This is a genomic window from Qipengyuania seohaensis (assembly GCF_002795865.1).
In the GTDB taxonomy this organism is placed as follows: Bacteria; Pseudomonadota; Alphaproteobacteria; order Sphingomonadales; family Sphingomonadaceae; genus Qipengyuania; species Qipengyuania seohaensis.
In genome coordinates this window covers 1,501,311-1,517,031 of the sequence record NZ_CP024920.1, presented here as the reverse complement: position 1 = coordinate 1,517,031, position 15,721 = coordinate 1,501,311, and the positions used below count along the sequence as shown (strand labels likewise).

The 15,721-nt window shown below is 62.1% G+C and carries 18 protein-coding genes; 10 read left to right on the top strand and 8 right to left on the bottom strand.

The window, feature by feature from the left end:
• Positions 1–142 precede the first annotated feature (142 nt).
• The 3 genes from CVE41_RS07430 (at position 143) to CVE41_RS07420 (ending at position 3,716) form a co-directional block, all read left to right on the top strand.
• On the top strand, positions 143–1,660 hold the full coding sequence (locus CVE41_RS07430) for a fumarate hydratase (protein ID WP_100261426.1): 1,518 nt from the start codon (positions 143–145) through the stop codon (positions 1,658–1,660).
• A 99-nt stretch (positions 1,661–1,759) separates the two neighbouring features.
• Positions 1,760–2,986: a sensor histidine kinase gene (locus CVE41_RS07425; RefSeq protein WP_100261425.1), complete on the top strand. Its 1,227-nt coding sequence runs from the start codon at positions 1,760–1,762 to the stop codon at positions 2,984–2,986.
• A complete protein-coding gene (locus CVE41_RS07420; protein ID WP_100260076.1) occupies positions 2,979–3,716 on the top strand; it encodes a LytR/AlgR family response regulator transcription factor in 738 nt (245 codons plus the stop codon). Before CVE41_RS07425 ends, CVE41_RS07420 begins: the two co-directional genes overlap by 8 nt.
• Before the next feature lie 91 nt (positions 3,717–3,807).
• On the opposite strand, the gene CVE41_RS07415 is transcribed toward CVE41_RS07420, so the two are convergent.
• Positions 3,808–4,113, bottom strand: a complete 306-nt coding sequence (locus CVE41_RS07415; protein ID WP_100260075.1) for a UrcA family protein — start codon at positions 4,111–4,113, stop codon at positions 3,808–3,810.
• A gap of 282 nt (positions 4,114–4,395) precedes the next feature.
• Here CVE41_RS07415 and CVE41_RS07410 point away from each other — a divergent pair, with 282 nt between their 5' ends.
• The 4 genes from CVE41_RS07410 (at position 4,396) to CVE41_RS07395 (ending at position 6,593) form a co-directional block, all read left to right on the top strand.
• The gene (locus tag CVE41_RS07410) at positions 4,396–4,584 is read left to right on the top strand and encodes a hypothetical protein (RefSeq protein WP_232725590.1); all 189 of its coding nucleotides are present in this window, start codon (positions 4,396–4,398) and stop codon (positions 4,582–4,584) included.
• A gap of 39 nt (positions 4,585–4,623) precedes the next feature.
• A complete protein-coding gene (locus tag CVE41_RS07405) occupies positions 4,624–5,481 on the top strand; it encodes a diacylglycerol kinase family protein (RefSeq protein ID WP_100260074.1) in 858 nt (285 codons plus the stop codon).
• On the top strand, positions 5,471–6,331 hold the full coding sequence (locus CVE41_RS07400) for a metallophosphoesterase family protein (protein WP_100260073.1): 861 nt from the start codon (positions 5,471–5,473) through the stop codon (positions 6,329–6,331). The genes CVE41_RS07405 and CVE41_RS07400 overlap by 11 nt, the downstream gene beginning before the upstream one ends.
• Before the next feature lie 64 nt (positions 6,332–6,395).
• Entirely contained in the window at positions 6,396–6,593 is a 198-nt protein-coding gene (locus CVE41_RS07395) for a hypothetical protein (RefSeq protein ID WP_090478394.1), read from the top strand.
• A 107-nt stretch (positions 6,594–6,700) separates the two neighbouring features.
• Here CVE41_RS07395 and rpsI read toward each other — a convergent pair whose 3' ends face one another.
• The 5 genes from rpsI to CVE41_RS07370 all read right to left on the bottom strand — a co-directional run bounded on the left by rpsI (position 6,701) and on the right by CVE41_RS07370 (position 9,922).
• Entirely contained in the window at positions 6,701–7,225 is a 525-nt protein-coding gene (rpsI, locus tag CVE41_RS07390) for a 30S ribosomal protein S9 (RefSeq protein WP_100260072.1), read from the bottom strand.
• Positions 7,225–7,704: a 50S ribosomal protein L13 gene (rplM, locus tag CVE41_RS07385; protein ID WP_100260071.1), complete on the bottom strand. Its 480-nt coding sequence runs from the start codon at positions 7,702–7,704 to the stop codon at positions 7,225–7,227. The genes rpsI and rplM overlap by 1 nt, the downstream gene beginning before the upstream one ends.
• A 166-nt stretch (positions 7,705–7,870) precedes the next feature.
• Positions 7,871–8,587 carry a hypothetical protein gene (locus CVE41_RS07380; protein WP_157799442.1) on the bottom strand — a complete coding sequence of 239 codons (717 nt, stop codon included), beginning with the start codon at positions 8,585–8,587 and terminating at the stop codon, positions 7,871–7,873.
• Entirely contained in the window at positions 8,580–8,900 is a 321-nt protein-coding gene (cutA, locus tag CVE41_RS07375; protein ID WP_100260069.1) for a divalent-cation tolerance protein CutA, read from the bottom strand. The genes CVE41_RS07380 and cutA overlap by 8 nt, the downstream gene beginning before the upstream one ends.
• Entirely contained in the window at positions 8,897–9,922 is a 1,026-nt protein-coding gene (locus CVE41_RS07370) for a COX15/CtaA family protein (RefSeq protein WP_100260068.1), read from the bottom strand. The genes cutA and CVE41_RS07370 overlap by 4 nt, the downstream gene beginning before the upstream one ends.
• A 141-nt stretch (positions 9,923–10,063) precedes the next feature.
• Here CVE41_RS07370 and CVE41_RS07365 point away from each other — a divergent pair, with 141 nt between their 5' ends.
• The 3 genes from CVE41_RS07365 to CVE41_RS07355 all read left to right on the top strand — a co-directional run bounded on the left by CVE41_RS07365 (position 10,064) and on the right by CVE41_RS07355 (position 12,049).
• Complete coding sequence (locus CVE41_RS07365; RefSeq protein WP_100260067.1) at positions 10,064–10,468, top strand: MerC domain-containing protein; 405 nt, start codon at positions 10,064–10,066, stop codon at positions 10,466–10,468.
• 9 nt (positions 10,469–10,477) lie between these two features.
• Positions 10,478–11,449: a sulfur carrier protein ThiS gene (gene thiS, locus CVE41_RS07360; protein WP_100260066.1), complete on the top strand. Its 972-nt coding sequence runs from the start codon at positions 10,478–10,480 to the stop codon at positions 11,447–11,449.
• A 72-nt stretch (positions 11,450–11,521) separates the two neighbouring features.
• The gene (locus tag CVE41_RS07355; RefSeq protein ID WP_100260065.1) at positions 11,522–12,049 is read left to right on the top strand and encodes a hypothetical protein; all 528 of its coding nucleotides are present in this window, start codon (positions 11,522–11,524) and stop codon (positions 12,047–12,049) included.
• Positions 12,050–12,092: 43 nt separating this feature from the next.
• Here CVE41_RS07355 and CVE41_RS07350 read toward each other — a convergent pair whose 3' ends face one another.
• Positions 12,093–13,895, bottom strand: a complete 1,803-nt coding sequence (locus CVE41_RS07350) for an AMP-dependent synthetase/ligase (protein WP_408633942.1) — start codon at positions 13,893–13,895, stop codon at positions 12,093–12,095.
• Positions 13,896–14,006: 111 nt separating this feature from the next.
• Positions 14,007–15,719 (bottom strand): gamma-glutamyltransferase, encoded by a 1,713-nt coding sequence (ggt, locus tag CVE41_RS07345; RefSeq protein WP_100260064.1) that lies wholly within the window; start codon positions 15,717–15,719, stop codon positions 14,007–14,009.
• Positions 15,720–15,721 lie beyond the last annotated feature (2 nt).

The following is a 15,721-nucleotide window of genomic DNA, read 5'->3' as shown; positions in this document are numbered from 1 at the left end:
ATTACAGTAATAACACGCTTATGCAAGCTCCCGTTGCCTTAGGCGCAAGACCCGTTGCTTCCAAGCGCTTTGACCGATGGCCTCAATCGCGCCTATCGGGGAGCGCAAATCTGCAACATGGGAACGCGCGGCGATGAGCGACATGACAACCATCAAGGAACAGGACCTGATCGAGAGCGTCGCCGACGCTCTGCAATATATATCCTACTACCATCCGATGGATTATATCCGCGCCCTCGGCGAGGCCTATGAAGCGGAGAAAGGCCCGGCGGCCAAGGATGCGATTGCGCAGATCCTCACGAACAGCCGCATGTGCGCGGAAGGCCATCGACCGATCTGCCAGGACACGGGCATCGTAAATGTCTTCGTGAAATGGGGCATGAGCTGCCGCCTCGATTCGAAACGCTCGCTTCAGGAGGTCGTCGACGAGGGCGTTCGCCAGGCGTACAACCATCCCGACAACAAGTTGCGCGCCTCGATCCTCGCCGACCCCGCATTCACTCGCCGCAATACGCGAGACAATACGCCCAGCGTGCTCTCGGTTGAGATGGTCCCGGGCAACTCTGTCGAAATCGACGTCGCGGCGAAGGGCGGCGGGAGCGAGAACAAATCCAAGTTCAAGATGATGAACCCGTCCGACAATATCGTCGACTGGGTGGTCGAGCAGCTGCCGTCCATGGGCGCCGGCTGGTGCCCTCCCGGAATGCTCGGCATCGGGATTGGCGGCACGGCCGAGCATTGCATGAAGCTGGCCAAGCTTAGCCTCATGGACCCGATCGACATGGGCCAGCTCAAGCAGCGCGGTGCGCAGACGGACCTCGAACAGCTGCGGATTGATATCTTCGACGCGGTCAATGCGCAGGGTATCGGTGCGCAGGGGCTGGGCGGCCTGTCGACCGTGCTCGATGTGAAAATCATGGATGCGCCCTGCCATGCAGCCGGAAAGCCGGTGGCGATGATTCCCAATTGCGCCGCGACGCGTCATGCGCATTTCACGCTCGACGGATCGGGCCCCGCCTATCTCGATCCGCCGAATATCGACGAATATCCGCAGGTCACGTGGAAGCCGGATTCGGCGGCGCGGCGCGTGGACCTCAACTCGCTGACGCAGGAGGAGGTCGCTAGCTGGAAACACGGCGATCGCCTGCTCCTGTCCGGCAAGATGCTTACTGGGCGCGATGCCGCGCACAAGCGTATCAATGACATGCTCGAGGCCGGTGAAGAGCTTCCCGTCGAATTCAAGGGCAGGGCGATCTATTATGTCGGCCCGGTCGATCCGGTCATGGGCGAGGTCGTCGGCCCCGCGGGGCCGACCACTGCCACGCGCATGGACAAGTTCACCGAGATGATGCTCGATCTCGGCCTTCTCGCCATGATCGGCAAAGCCGAGCGCGGCCATGACGCGGTCGAGGTCATCAGCAGGTTCAAGGTGGCCTACCTCATGGCTACGGGCGGCGCAGCCTACCTCGTCAGCCGCGCGATCAAGGGTGCCGAGGTCGTCGCTTTCGAGGATCTCGGCATGGAAGCGATCTACGAGTTCGAAGTTCAGGACATGCCGGTCACTGTCGCCGTCGATAGCGAGGGCAAGAACGTCCACACCCTGGCACCGGCCGAATGGCGCCGACGCATTGCGGAAAACGACCTCGAACCCGCCGAATAGCATTCATCATCGACCAACGGCGTGAGCCGTTCGACCGCCGGACTTTCAATGTCGGTGACAGACGGGCACATAGAGCCTGTTTTGAACGCTGAACGCCAGATGAATTCGGAAGTCGCAAATGTTCCCGTCGGGACGATCCTCGTCTCGATCGCGGGCCTGTGGCTGGCCTACTTCCTCCTGATCACGGCACGCGGTGCCGTGGTCGGGCTCGAGATGCAGGATGCGCTGCTCTGGCGGCGCTTCCTCGTCTGCGTTGCCGGGGCCGGAGTGACCGTGCTCCTGTGGCTCTGTATCCGGCTCTTCATGCGCCACACGCTCGCGGTCAAGATGTGGGTGGCTATCGTCATGGCTGCGCCCGCCTCGCTCCTGATCGCGCAGATCAACACCATGGTGTTTTCTCCGATCGAGGATCAGGTGCGGCAGGAAATCGGGGCGAAGCGCGGGCTCAATATCCGCCGCGACGAATCCGGTAACCTCCTTCTCGACGTTCCCGCCCCCATTCCAGATAGCGGGGCGGCCGGTGACGGGTCCGACGATCCGGAAAGCCAGCCCGTGACCGCCTCAATCGTTATCGAGCCAGCGCCGACGGCGGCGGATACGTGGCGCCGACTGACCGATCTCGCGCTCAGCCGGTACTTCCTGCTGCTCGCGTGGGCCGCGCTCTATCTCGCGATGTTCGCAGGTGTCCAGGCGAGGGCGGCCGAGCGACGGGGTGAGCGGTTCAGGAGCGCAGCGAAGGCTGCCGAACTGCGTAGCCTGCGCTACCAGGTGAACCCGCACTTCCTGTTCAACACGCTCAATTCTCTCTCGGCACTGGTGATGACCGGCAAGGAAGATCGGGCGGAGCAGATGATCCAGTCGATCTCGCGTTTCTACCGCCATTCGCTCGCCGACGATTCGACCGGCGACGTGACACTCGAAGACGAGATCGATTTGCAGGAACACTATCTGGAAATCGAATCGGTGCGTTTTCCCGATCGCTTGAAGGTCGACATCGATCTTCCGCGTGAATTGTCGCAGCTCAAGGTCCCCGGCATGATCCTTCAGCCACTGGTCGAGAATTCCGTCAAATACGGAGTTTCCGCCAGCAACAAGCCCGTGACGATCAGGATCGTTGCGCGCGAGGAATACGGGCGCCTTGTCCTGCGCGTGAGCGACGATGGGCCGGGACAGCCTGCCGGTCACAAGGGCGGCTTCGGGATCGGCCTTGCCAATGTACGCGATCGTATCGAGGCCCGCTTCGGGCAAGAAGCGTCAATCAGCTCGGGCGCGTCACTCGACGGCTACGAAACCGAACTCCGACTACCGATGGTGAAGCATGGCTGAGGAAACAGGCGAGAAACTGAAGACGCTGATCGTCGATGACGAACCGCTCGCAGTAGAGCGTATGCAGGTGATCTGCTCAAAGATGGATGCCCTGTCCGTGGTCGGCACCGCGAGCGACGGCGCACAAGCGCTCAGGTTGATCGATGCCCTCGGGCCGGATCTGATCCTGCTGGACATGACCATGCCTGAAGTGGACGGCCTGTCGGTCGCCCGCGAATTGGCCGGACAGGAAGAGCGCCCGGCCGTTGTCTTCGTCACCGCGCATGACAATTATGCGGTGGAAGCCTTCGATCTCGACGCGGTCGATTACGTTTTGAAGCCGGTGAAGCCGGAACGACTGGAGCGCGCAATCCAGCGCGCCCTTTCCCGCCGCAGCGATGCCGAGCGCAGCGATAGCAAATGGCTCGAGGAGCTTTGGATTCCGCATCGCAGCGAACTGATCAGGATAGAGACCGACGAGGTTAGCCGGATCGATGCCGAGCGCGATTATGTTCGCCTGCACGTTGGCGACCGGTCATATCTACTGCTTCAAACGATTGCCGGCCTGGAAAAGCGGCTGGACCCTGAAAAGTTCATCCGCATCCATCGTTCGACCATCCTCAAGAAAGAACACATCAAGGGTCTTCGCCATGATGGCCTGGGCGTGTGGTCGGTAGAAATGGATGATGGCGAAGCGCTGCGGATCGGCAGGACCTACCTGCCCAAGGTCAAGGCGATGGCGGGCCGCTAGACGGCCTCTCGCCTGTTCGCAAAAAAGGGAGGACCCCGACCGGGGGACTGCATTCCGATCGGGGTCCAGAGGATTAGACGGACTGGGGGTATCAGCCGCCTCTTGCATGCCGTTCTACGACGACAGCAAACTGGGCATCGATTGTTTCCTTCGTTTCGTCATAGCACCGCTGGGCATCGCGACTGCGGATACGCGATCCGAGGCGCGCTTCGTCGAGGCCACACACCTTTCGCGCCGCTGCTTCGATGCGGTATCCGAGGCGTTCCAGGCCTTCGGGCGAGGATAGGTTGAGGTCGCGATATTCGATCGAAATCGTTTCTTCCTGTGCCTTTGCTGCCGACGCGGCGGCGGGCACTGCAATGGCAAGGGCGGTGAGCACAATCAGGGGGGTCTTCATAGCATCTCTCCAGTTTGCGGCAGGCCCGGCGTGTCTAGGGGGACTGTTGGGGTAGGGCCTGCCGCTGCACACCGTATTACTCAGCTACAACTGTAGTCGCACGTCCATATCGACCGGCGGCGAGGCCCATTGGACGATGAGCGTTCAATTCCCGACGAAGCGCGATTCGCAATCTGCGAACGACAGGACTATTCTTTGGCCCCTATGCTTTTGGTTGTTCTTTTCGTTCTCGGGGTTGCAAATTTTGCCGTTCATCGGGCCGTGCTCGACAGTGGACACCCCATGCTCGATGCGCTCCCCGGCTTTTATCGCAGCGCCGGAGGTCGCATGTCGCTCGGCTTCGAGTTTCTTGTGCTGCTGGCCGCGATGCTTCTGGCGGGTAACGGATGGCCCGGCGCTGTCACTGCGTATGGCGTTTATAGCGTGCTGAACCTCGGGACGGCATGGCTGGTTCTATCGGGCCGGATATAGCCGCGGGGAACCGCCACGGAGTTGGCGCGCTAAACCCCTATGCTGACCGAGGAAACCATCTGGCTTCTGTGCAACGCCGAAAGCGGCAGCAATAGCGATGCAGCGCTTGAAGCGCTCGACACCTATTGCTGCGATCACGGCTTCAACATCTCGCGGCGAATCCGCTTCCCGGACGAAGAACTGCCGAACGCCAAAGATCTCGAGGATGCCGGGATCGAACGCCTCGCTATCTTCACGGGGGACGGCACGTTGAATGCGGCCATTACAAATCTCTACGGTTGGTCAGGTGAAATCCTCGTACTGCCGGGAGGCACTATGAATCTCCTGTGCAAGAGGTTGCACGGTGAAGACGCCGATCTCGAAACGATCGTGACGCGTGTAGCCAAGGGCGCGGGACGCAGGGTCCGGCCCAATGTCGCACGCTGCCAGGCGGGCGACGCGCTCGCGGGATTGCTTGTGGGCCCCGCGACGGCATGGGGTGATGTGCGCGAAGCCATGCGCGACGTGGACGTCGCCGCGCTCTCTGAAGGAACCGGCGACGCGGTTGCCCAGACCGCGGGAGGTGACAAGATTCATTGCCTCTCGCCCGCGCTCGGGCGGAAGGACGGTTATCCCTTGGTCGAAATCACCCCATCCCATCGCGGCATGCAGCTCGACGGTTATTACGCCGACACCACGACGGATTATTTGCGTCACGGCTTCTCACTCTTGCGCCGCAGGTTCCGCGATGGCCCGCACGAACGTCTCGGCCTCGTCGACGAGATGGTGTTCGAAAGCCAACAGAAGCAGGATATTCCCGTCTTAGTCGATGGAGAGAAGGGCAAAGTGAGCGCCGGATCCGCATTCACAGTGGCAGCATGCGAGGTCGATCTGCTAGCGACGCACCATGGCTACTGACGCACGGCGCATCTTTCATCTGTCGGACATTCATTTCGGGCTCGAGAACAATCGCGCACTCGACTGGGTGAAGCAGGAAATTTCCGAGAAACGTCCCGATGCCGTGGCGATTACCGGCGACTTGACCATGCGGGCGAGGCACCGTGAATTCTCGGCGGCCACAAGCTGGATCAATTCGCTGGACGCACCGGTGACTGTGGAGGTCGGCAATCACGACATGCCGTACTTCAACCCGATCGAGCGGTTCTTCGCTCCCTATCGCCGCTTTCGCGGCATGAGCGAGAAGGTCGAACGCGAAATCGACCTCGGCTGCCTCGCCATCATTCCCCTAAAGACAGCGGTTCGGGCGCAGCCGCGCCTTAACTGGTCCAAGGGATGGGTCACCGATGCCGCGCTCGAAAAATGCCTGCGGATGATCGACAAGCTGCCAGCGGGCGAGCAGGCTCTTGTCACGGTGCATCACCCCCTTCGCGAGGTTGGCACGCAAGGGACTGCGCTGACCAAGAATGGCGACAAGGCCTTGCGCGAACTGGCCAAGCGGCCCGTTGCAGCCGTCCTGTCGGGTCATGTGCATGACGCCTTCGACATTCTCGAAGACACCGTAGAGGGCCCGGTCCGGATGATCGGCGCCGGTACGCTGTCGAAGAGAACGCGGTCGACGCCGCCAAGCTTCAACGAGATTGCGTGGGACGGCGAGTGGCTCTCTGTCACAGTACGCAATCTGGAGGACGTGCAGACCGACGACATGCAGATCGATGATGTACCCGAAAATGCATTGCCTCCCCGCGGCCCGGGAGAACCGGTGGCGCCTGTCCGGCAAATCCCTCGCGTAGACCCGCCGGTTCACTGACCGTCGCCTAAGCAGATTTTAACCAGTTTCTGCGATGCCGGTTTTCTACAAAGGGAAACTGGCGATGGAATTTGTCAAAGCTGTGCCCCTTGGGGGCATCCTGACCTTCGTGGTCGCACTGATCATCGGATCGCAGGGGTCGCGCGGCGGCTTCCTGTCGATCTTTCGTGCCGACATGATGCAGTACGAATTCTGGTGGAGCTGGCCGCTCTTTTTCGCAGGCACCGGCCTCGCCTGGATGATCATGATGATCCAGCGCTGACAGCCAGGCGACCGGCTCCGCAGCAATCCTCGGAAGTACAAACGAAAAGGGCGGCCCCAACCGGAGCCGCCCTTCCTCGGTGTTCGTGAAGAACCTTTGGAAGCGAATTAACGCTTCGAGAACTGGAAGCTACGACGTGCCTTGGCGCGGCCGTACTTCTTACGCTCGACCACGCGGCTGTCGCGGGTGAGGAAGCCGGCGGCCTTGACCGTCGAACGCAGGGCCGGCTCGTACTTGGCGAGAGCCTGCGAGATACCGTGCTTTACGGCGCCTGCCTGGCCCGAAAGACCGCCGCCCTTGACGGTAGCGATCACATCGTACTGGCCCTGACGCTCGGTGATGGCAAACGGCTGGTCGATCACGAGGCGCAGCGTCGGACGTGCGAAATACACTTCCTGGTCGCGGCCGTTGACGGTGACCTTGCCGCTGCCCGGAACGAGCCAGACGCGTGCGGTGGCGTCCTTACGACGACCGGTTGCATAGGCGCGGCCCTGGGCGTCGAGTTCCTGCTCGCGCAGGGGAACGTCGGCCTTGGCAGCGATCTCTGCCGAATCACCCTCGGGTGCGTCGCCGGCGATGTCCTTCAGATCTGCGAGATCCGAGACGGTTTCGTTCTTGGTTTCGTCAGCCATTATGCAACAGCCTTGTTCTTGCGGTTCATCGAAGCGACGTCGAGCGTCTTGGGCTTCTGGCCCTCATGCGGATGCTCGGTGCCGTTGTAGAGGTGGAGCGCCTTCATCTGCGCACGGCCGAGCGGGCCGCGCGGGATCATGCGCTGCACGGCCTTTTCCAGGACGCGCTCGGGGAAACGGCCTTCCAGCACCTTGGCCGGGGTCGTTTCCTTGATGCCGCCCGGGTGCCCGGTGTGCTTGTAGTAGATCTTGTCGGTCATCTTCTTGCCGGTGAACGTCACCTTGTCGGCATTGATGACAATAACGTGATCGCCGCAGTCGACGTGCGGAGTGTAGCTCGGCTTGTGCTTGCCGCGCAGGATGTTGGCGATGATCGCCGCGAGACGGCCGACGACGAGGTTTTCCCCGTCGATAATGTGCCATTCCTTTTCGACCTCTGCCGGCTTGGCCGACTGGGTCACCTTGGTGAGAGCCTTCATGGCTTGATGTCCGTTTTCTCGAGTTCAACGTGCCGTCAGCCGACACGAAATCACATCGCAGGCCTTGAAACAGACCTGCTGAGCGCGCGCCAATTGGCGCTTGAACCTCGATTCGTCAAGCTTTTCCGCGTGTCTTGAGGGAGGTAAAATAGTACGCAGGGATAAGTCAGGCGATTTCCCACGTCTCGCTGGACAGGCGCGAACTATCCCCGACCTTCGTGGTCACGCGTCGTTCGAATGTGCGTAAAAGGCCGGTAGCCGGGTCGACCTGTGTTGCGATCGCTACCTCGTAAGACCCGACCAGGCCCTCGGCGAGCTCGACCGGGCGCGCCTCGACCTGGCGTCCGGGCGTCGGAAAAAGGAGGTCGCGCGGGATTTGGCTGACCATTTCAGCCGCCGTCTTTCCGACGCTCATGACGAATTCGCTTGAGGTCTGCTTGCCGCCCGTGTCGCCGACCGCGCTTTCCAGCATGGCGATTGCCTGCCTGACAGCGGTGCCTACACCCGGACTTGCTTCGTGCGACCAATCCACGATCAAACCTGTCCGATCCAATTCGAGGGGTAGGAATCCGCTGGCGTTGCGCCCCTGCTCGATGGCGGCCATCGCCTCGAGTTGAGGCGGCGCTTCTACCGAGACGGCAATCTGGTGGCCATGCATCCGCGCACCGGCACCCAGTTTTTCGAACCGGCAGGACCATTCGCGGACCACCTCGATGGTCGCCCCGTCCTTCAGGCTTCTGACGAGCTTGCGCCTCAACCGGAAGGGGACTTGCGGAAAGGAAACCATTACCCTCGGCGCTGCGATGGCTTGCGTCCAGCCCAATGGCAGAAGCGCCAGCGCGCCCATTGCGCGAAGGACTCTGCGCCTATTGCTGTCACTCATTCGCTCCGCTCCCCAATTGCCCCAGCCAATCGGTCGTCGCCGATCCGGCTACGCAGGGCCATCCGAGTATTGCCGGAGTGTCGTATGGGTGCAAGATCTCCAGCCGGGAAATTGCCCGCTGAAGCAATGACTTGTCCGTCTTCAGAAGGGCCGGGGTTTCTTCACTCTCCCCGATCTTGGAATTCCTGACGAAAAGCGAATGGATCGATGGCCCGACATTGATGCAACCTATCAACCCTTCCTCGATCAGGGCGCGACCGATTTCCTTCGCGCTATCCTCGTTGGGGAATGGACAATAGATCAGGGCGGTCACGCGCGGCGGCCAAGTAGGTGGGCCGCCCAGGCGAAGGCTGCGACCAGCAGCGCACCGACAACCTGATGGGAGACGGCAATCCACAAGGACACGCCGGTCATCACGGTAGCGATACCCAAGACGATTTGCGTCCCGAATGCCGAATGAATCGCAACCGAAGCCTTCCTCTCGATTGCGCGCACCTTCCGCGCCATCACGATCAGTGCGGCGACAGCCACCCACGCCCACCAGCGGTGCATCCAGTGGATGAGGTAGGGATCATGCGTCATCGCGTAGAGCAAACCCCGCGAACTATCGTATTCCGGAATGAAGCGCCCTTGCATCAGCGGCCAGCTGTCACTGGCGAGGCCTGCATTGAGCCCCGCCACCCACGCAGCCAGAAGCAGCTGGATAAACAGCACGGCTCCGACCCAGCTCGCCGTAACGGTCCAGTGAGCCATGCGCTTGTTGCCCCGCGCGAATTGCCTGAGATCGAGCGCGACCCACACCAGCGCGCCAAGCGTCAGCATGGCGGTGAGGAAATGCAGCGACAGCATGAAGTGGCTGACGTCGGTCATCGTCTCGTTGAGGCCGCTCTTCACCATGAACCAGCCGAAGACGCCTTGCAGGCCGCCAAGAGCCAGCAGTGCAGCCAGGCGAAGCTTGTAGCCTTCGGGGATTGCCTTGCGAACCCAGAACCACGCGAGGGGCAAGGCGAAGGCAAGACCGATCAGCCGGCCCCAGAGCCGGTGGAACCACTCCCAGAAATAAATGAACTTGAATGCCGCCAGATCCATCCCGGCGGGTCCGGTCACGTTCTTGTATTCGCCGGTGGCCTTGTAGAGGTCGAACTCCGCCTGCCAGGCCGCCTCGCTGAGGGGCGGGATCGCGCCCGTGATCGGCTTCCATTCGGTAATCGAAAGGCCGCTTTCGGTGAGGCGCGTGATGCCGCCCACGGCGACCATCACGATAACCATGGCGGCGACGAAGAAGAGCCAGTTTGCAAGGGCAATCGGGCGAAGCTGCGCAGGATGGGAAATCATGACGCGCCTGTTTGCCGCCGCAGGACGCGAGCGCAAGTGAGAATCGCTCAACGGCAGGTTCGCCGCCTGCAAGTCCGGAAAAAGAAAGGTTTTAACGCGAGACCCTTGTATCACGTGATACTATCACATATCTCGCATGACATGTTGCAACGCGCCATTTCTCCGATTCGTCGGCGTCTCGACCGTGTCGGGATCGGTCTTTCGGGCCTGTGCGCGCTTCATTGCCTTCTTTCGATCGTTCTTGTTTCCGGCCTGGGAATTGGCGGGGAGCTCTTCCTTGCCCCCGAACTCCACCGCTGGGGACTCGTGGTCGCCACGCTGATTGCCGCAGTCGCGATCGGGTGGGGCGCCCTGCGTCACCGTATGGCGGCACCCTTCGTAATCGCCATGACCGGCCTGACATTCATGGGCGGCGCGCTGGCCGTGCCACACGGCGTCAAGGAAGCCGTGCTGACGATCATCGGGGTCGCGCTGGTTTCGCTCGGCCACATACTGAATATGCGCCATTGCCACTCCGCCGCTTGCAAGGAGCGCTGCGGAGACTAAGTCGGGCGCATGATTGCGCTGACCGTAAATGGCGAAACCCGCCGCACCACTGCCTCGACCATCGCTCAACTCGTGCGTGAGCTTGAACTCGATCCGGCCAAGGTCGCCGTCGAGCACAATGGCGTGATCGCGCCTCGCAGCGAACTCGAATCGCATCCCATTGCGGATGGCGACACCCTCGAGATCGTCCATTTCGTGGGCGGCGGACAGGGCGATGACAGCTGGAGCGTTGCGGGCCGTACCTTCAAGAGCCGCCTCATCGTCGGCACGGGCAAGTACAAGGATTTCGAACAGAATGCCGCCGCGCTGGAAGCGAGCGGTGCGGAGATCGTCACCGTGGCGGTGCGCCGGGTCAATGTCAGCGACCCCAAGGCGCCCATGCTGACCGACTATATCGACCCGAAGAAAGTGACCTACCTGCCGAACACGGCGGGATGCTTCACGTCAGAGGATGCGATCCGAACCTTGCGGCTAGCCCGCGAAGCTGGCGGCTGGGATCTCGTCAAGCTGGAGGTGCTGGGCGAGGCACGCACGCTGTATCCGAATATGCGCGAAACCCTGACCGCGACGGAAACGCTGGCCAAGGAAGGCTTCCTGCCCATGGTCTATTGCGTCGACGATCCCATTGCAGCCAGGCAGCTCGAGGACGCAGGCGCCGTCGCGGTCATGCCGCTTGGTGCGCCGATCGGGTCGGGTCTCGGTATCCAGAATCGCGTGACGATCCGGCTGATCAAGGAAGGGGCGAACGTCCCCGTGCTCGTCGACGCAGGTGTCGGAACGGCGAGCGATGCCGCAGTGGCCATGGAACTGGGGTGTGACGGCGTGTTGATGAACACCGCGATCGCCGAAGCGAAGGACCCGATCCGTATGGCCCGCGCGATGAAGCGGGCGGTAGAGGCGGGGCGCGATGCCTATCTCGCTGGGCGTATGGCGACGCGTAAATACGCCGATCCGTCGAGCCCACTCGCAGGGCTGATCTGACGCCGCTCGGGGCGCTTACCGGACGTTAACCATATTCGCGGACACTCTGCCTGTAACAGGGGGGTGCCGATTATGGCCGTTGCAAATACAGCTTCGATGACCATCGCGGAGATGCGCGAGTTCGCCAGCTTTACCGCGGCGGAACAGCGATACATCCGCCGTAGTCTCGATATCGGCCTTGGCCGGTGCGATGCGTTCCGAATCTGGGGGCGCAATGCGGGCGAGAACGCAGCCATCCGCAGCCAGTATGTAACCTACCAAGAGCTCAAGGCCCTGCGCGGCTCCATTCCCGTGGATTCGAGCCTCGATCGGATCGAGGGTTTCGTCGGGAAGCTTACCCGCGTTGCCGCCTTCGACCTTGCGCAGGAGCGGATCGACAGCTTCTCCGCTTTCCGGTTCCTTTACGAACGCCTGCTCGGTGCCGACGCGCGGCCTTGGCTGCCGAGCGCCTTCTGCGCCGCGGCCGCCCTGCCGCAAATCAGGCCCGGCCGGCGCAAGATGCTGCTGCAGTCGCTCAGCGAAGCCGCCGCGACCGCGCCCGGCTGGTCCGACCGCGCGCCCAGCTTCTATCCCGAATTCATCGAGGAAGCGGCTGCCTAGAGTCGGTTAGGCAAGCCGTGATGCTGCGTCGCCCTGAAAAGGATCAGCTTCTATAAAGCCCGTCCAGCCGATCACCGTAGCGCTCTTTGATCTTATGGCGGCGGATTTTCATCGAGGGGGTCATTTCCTCGTTCTCGATGCCGAAGGCCTCGTCCGCGAAGGTGAATTGCCGGACCTTCTCGATGACCGACAGGTCCTTGTTCACGCGGTCGACCGCCTTGCGCAAGGCGCTGCGGAATTCAGGATCATCCTGCAGCGCCTTGAGATCGAACTTCTTGCCGTTGGCCCGCGACCAATCGACAGCCCACTCGGCGTCCGGCACCAGCAGGCCGACGACGTAGGGGCGCTTGTCGCCCGCGACCATGGCTTGGCCGATTTCGGGCTGCAGGGTGAGCATGCCTTCGATTTTCTGGGGTGCGACATTGTCGCCCTTGTCGTTGACGATCATGTCCTTCTTGCGATCGGTGATCACGATCCGGTCTTTTTCATCCAGATGGCCGATGTCGCCCGTGTGCAGCCATCCGTCCTTGATCGTGCGCTCGGTCTCCGATTCGTTCTGCCAATAGCCGTGCATGACAAGTTCGCCGCGGCACAGGATTTCGCCATCCTCGGCGATCTTCACATCGACGCCGCGCATGGCCGGACCGACGGAATGCATTGCGATGCCCGCCTTGGGGCGATTACACGCGATCACAGGGCCCGCCTCTGTCTGGCCATAGCCTTGCAGCATGGTGAGGCCCATCGAATCGAAGAAGATGCCGACTTCGGGATTGAGCGGCGCTCCGCCCGATACCATCGCCTTCATCCGGCCGCCGAAGCGCTGGCGGATCTTCGGCTTCAATAGCCGCCCGACCACGGCATCCTTCACGCCATCGCCGAACTGGCGCTTGCCCTCTGCCCGGCGCGCGCCGACTTCCAGCGCAGTGTTCATCAGCTTTTCGGCAAGGCCGCCCTGCTTCTGGACCTGCTTCATGATCCGCGTGCGCAGCACTTCGAAAAGGCGCGGAACGACGACCATGATGGTGGGCCGCGTTTCCTCGATATTGCTGGCGAGCTTTTCGAGCCCTTCGGAATAGAAGATCTGCGCGCCAACGCTTATCGGCAGGAACTGGCCGCCCGTGTGCTCATAAGCATGGGACAGCGGGAGGAAGGAGAGGAAGCGTTCCTCGTCCCCAAGTCCGAAATCCTCGATCAGGATTTCCGCCGCGCCCGCAGAATTGCACAGGATCGCGCCATGATGCTGCTTCACGCCGCGCGGGGCACCGCCGGTGCCGCTGGTGTAGATGATGCAGGCCGTGTCGCCCCGACCGATATCGGCAATGCGTTTCTCGACAGCAGCGCGAGCGGCAACGGCGTCTCCTTCGATCAGCGCCGACCAGTCGTGGTAGGTGAAGCTGCCCGATTGTTGGCGATGGAGGTCTTCGATCCCGATCACGTGTTCGGCAATGCCCGTCGATTGCAATGCGCCGTGCAGCGGCTTGAGCAGTTTCTCCGTCGAAACGACAACTGCGCGCGAACCCGAATTGTCGAGGATGTGGGCGTGATCACGCTCGGTATTGGTGACGTAAGCCGGGACCGTGATGCATCCTGCGGCCATGATCGCGAGGTCGGCGATGCACCATTCCGGGCGGTTTTCGGAGACGAGGCATACTCGGTCGCCGTCTTTCAGGCCAAGCCCACGCAAGGATTCGGCTAGCAAGCAAACGCGGTTTGCCGCTTCGCCCCATGTCATGGTCTGCCAGCTGCCATCCTCTTTCCAGCCGAGGAACGGCTGGTCCGACTTGGCGTCGGCGCGCTTCAGGAAAAGTTCGACCAGATTGTTCGCGGAATCGATATCCGACAGCACAGGCAGGCTCCTCGACAAACGTATGTTCTGTTCTGTTCTGGTGCGGAAATTCCGCAAGGCAGGGGCTTAGGCTCCCGCCGCTTCTACGGCAAGAGAGGCGCGAACTGCGCTTCACGGCATGTCGACATAGCCTTCGAGACGCGGATCGCGCGCGCTTTGCCAGCCATTCCCCTGGTACAGCAGCGCCCCGGCCTTGATCGGCGCCTGGCGCGCGACCAGATCGTCGTGACCCAGCGCGCGGAACGCGTCGGCACTCGTCTCGAGCCAGGTGCCTTCCTCTATCAGGACGCGTTCGCCGAATGCCATGAGGAACGGCAAGCGCAGAGCATCTTCGACCGACAAGCCGAAATCGATGGCGCCGATGATCGCGCGCGCGGTTGTCACGGGGATCGTACTGCCCCCTGCCGCGCCCACTGCCATGAAAGGGCGTCCTTGCGGATCGTATATCACGGTCGGCGACATGGAGGAGCGCGGACGCTTCCCGCCCTCGACCCGGTTGGCCACGTCGCGGCCGTCCACCACGGGCGAGCGGCTGAAATCGGTCAGCTCGTTATTCAGATAGAAACCGCCGACCATAAGGCCCGATCCAAATGCGCCCTCGATGGTCGAGGTATAGCTGACCATGGTATTGGCGCTGTCGACCACGGCGAAGTGGGAAGTGCCGTGTTCTTCCGGCTCATCGCCGTCGGCCATGGCGGTCGTCACCCCGGGCGGAGTGCCGGGCATGGCCTTTTCCATGGAAGTCTGCGGCGATATCAGTGCGCTTCGCCGCGCGAGGTAAGCACGGTCGAGCAGGCCTTCTACGGGCACGCTCACGAAGTCGGCGTCGGCAAGGTAGAGTTCGCGATCTGCATAGGCGAGCCGCTGCGATTCAAGGAACAGGTGCCAGGTGACCGGATTTTCCGCACCCAGGGCAGCCAGGTCGAACCGCTCAAGCTGAAGAAGCATCTGCTGGACTGCGACACCGCCCGATGTCGGTGGCCCCATCGAACAGATGCGATATTCCCGATAGCTGCTGCAGACGGCATCGCGCTCTTTGGCTTCGTAGCCGGCGATGTCGTTATAGGACATCGCGCCAGGCTTGGGCGTGTCCGCTGCCACGGCGGTTGCGATCGCCAGCGCGCGGGTGCCCGAATAGAAAGCGTCCCGACCACCTTCTGCGAGAGATTCGAAAGTCCTGGCGAGCGCCTCGTTTTGAACCACCGTGCCCACCGGTAGCGGGTCGCCCGATGCATCGTAGAACATGGCGCGCGCTTCGGCGCTGAACGCGGCGCGGTCCTTGGAGCGTCCAAGCGCGTCATGCATGCGCGGATTGATCTGGAAACCTTCGCGGGCGAGCGCGATGGCCGGATCGAACAGCTGCGCCCAGTCGAGCTTGCCATGCGCGGCGTGGGCCTTGGCAGCGAGCGCAATGTTGCCCGGCACGCCTACGCTCAACCCGCTGCGGACCGATTGCATGAACGGCGGGACTTCTCCGTTCGCGTCAAGGAACCAGTCGGGCTTGGCGCCTGCAGGGGCGGTTTCGCGGCCGTCGAATGTCGTGACATCGCCGCCAGGCTCGCCTCGGACGAGAAAGCCGCCGCCACCGATGCCCGAGCTTTGCGGTTCCACCACGGTAAGGGCCAGCATGACGGCAATCGCCGCATCCGTTGCGCTGCCGCCCTTGGCAAGGATTGCTTCGCCGGCTTCTTGCGCACGCGGATCGGCTGCGCTCACCGCTCCCCCTCGGGTATAGTCGACCGGATCGGAGGCGATCGGCGAAGAGTAGGTTGCGCAGCCTGCGAGGGAGAGCGACGCGAGCGATGTGATGAAGAGCTTTTTCATGG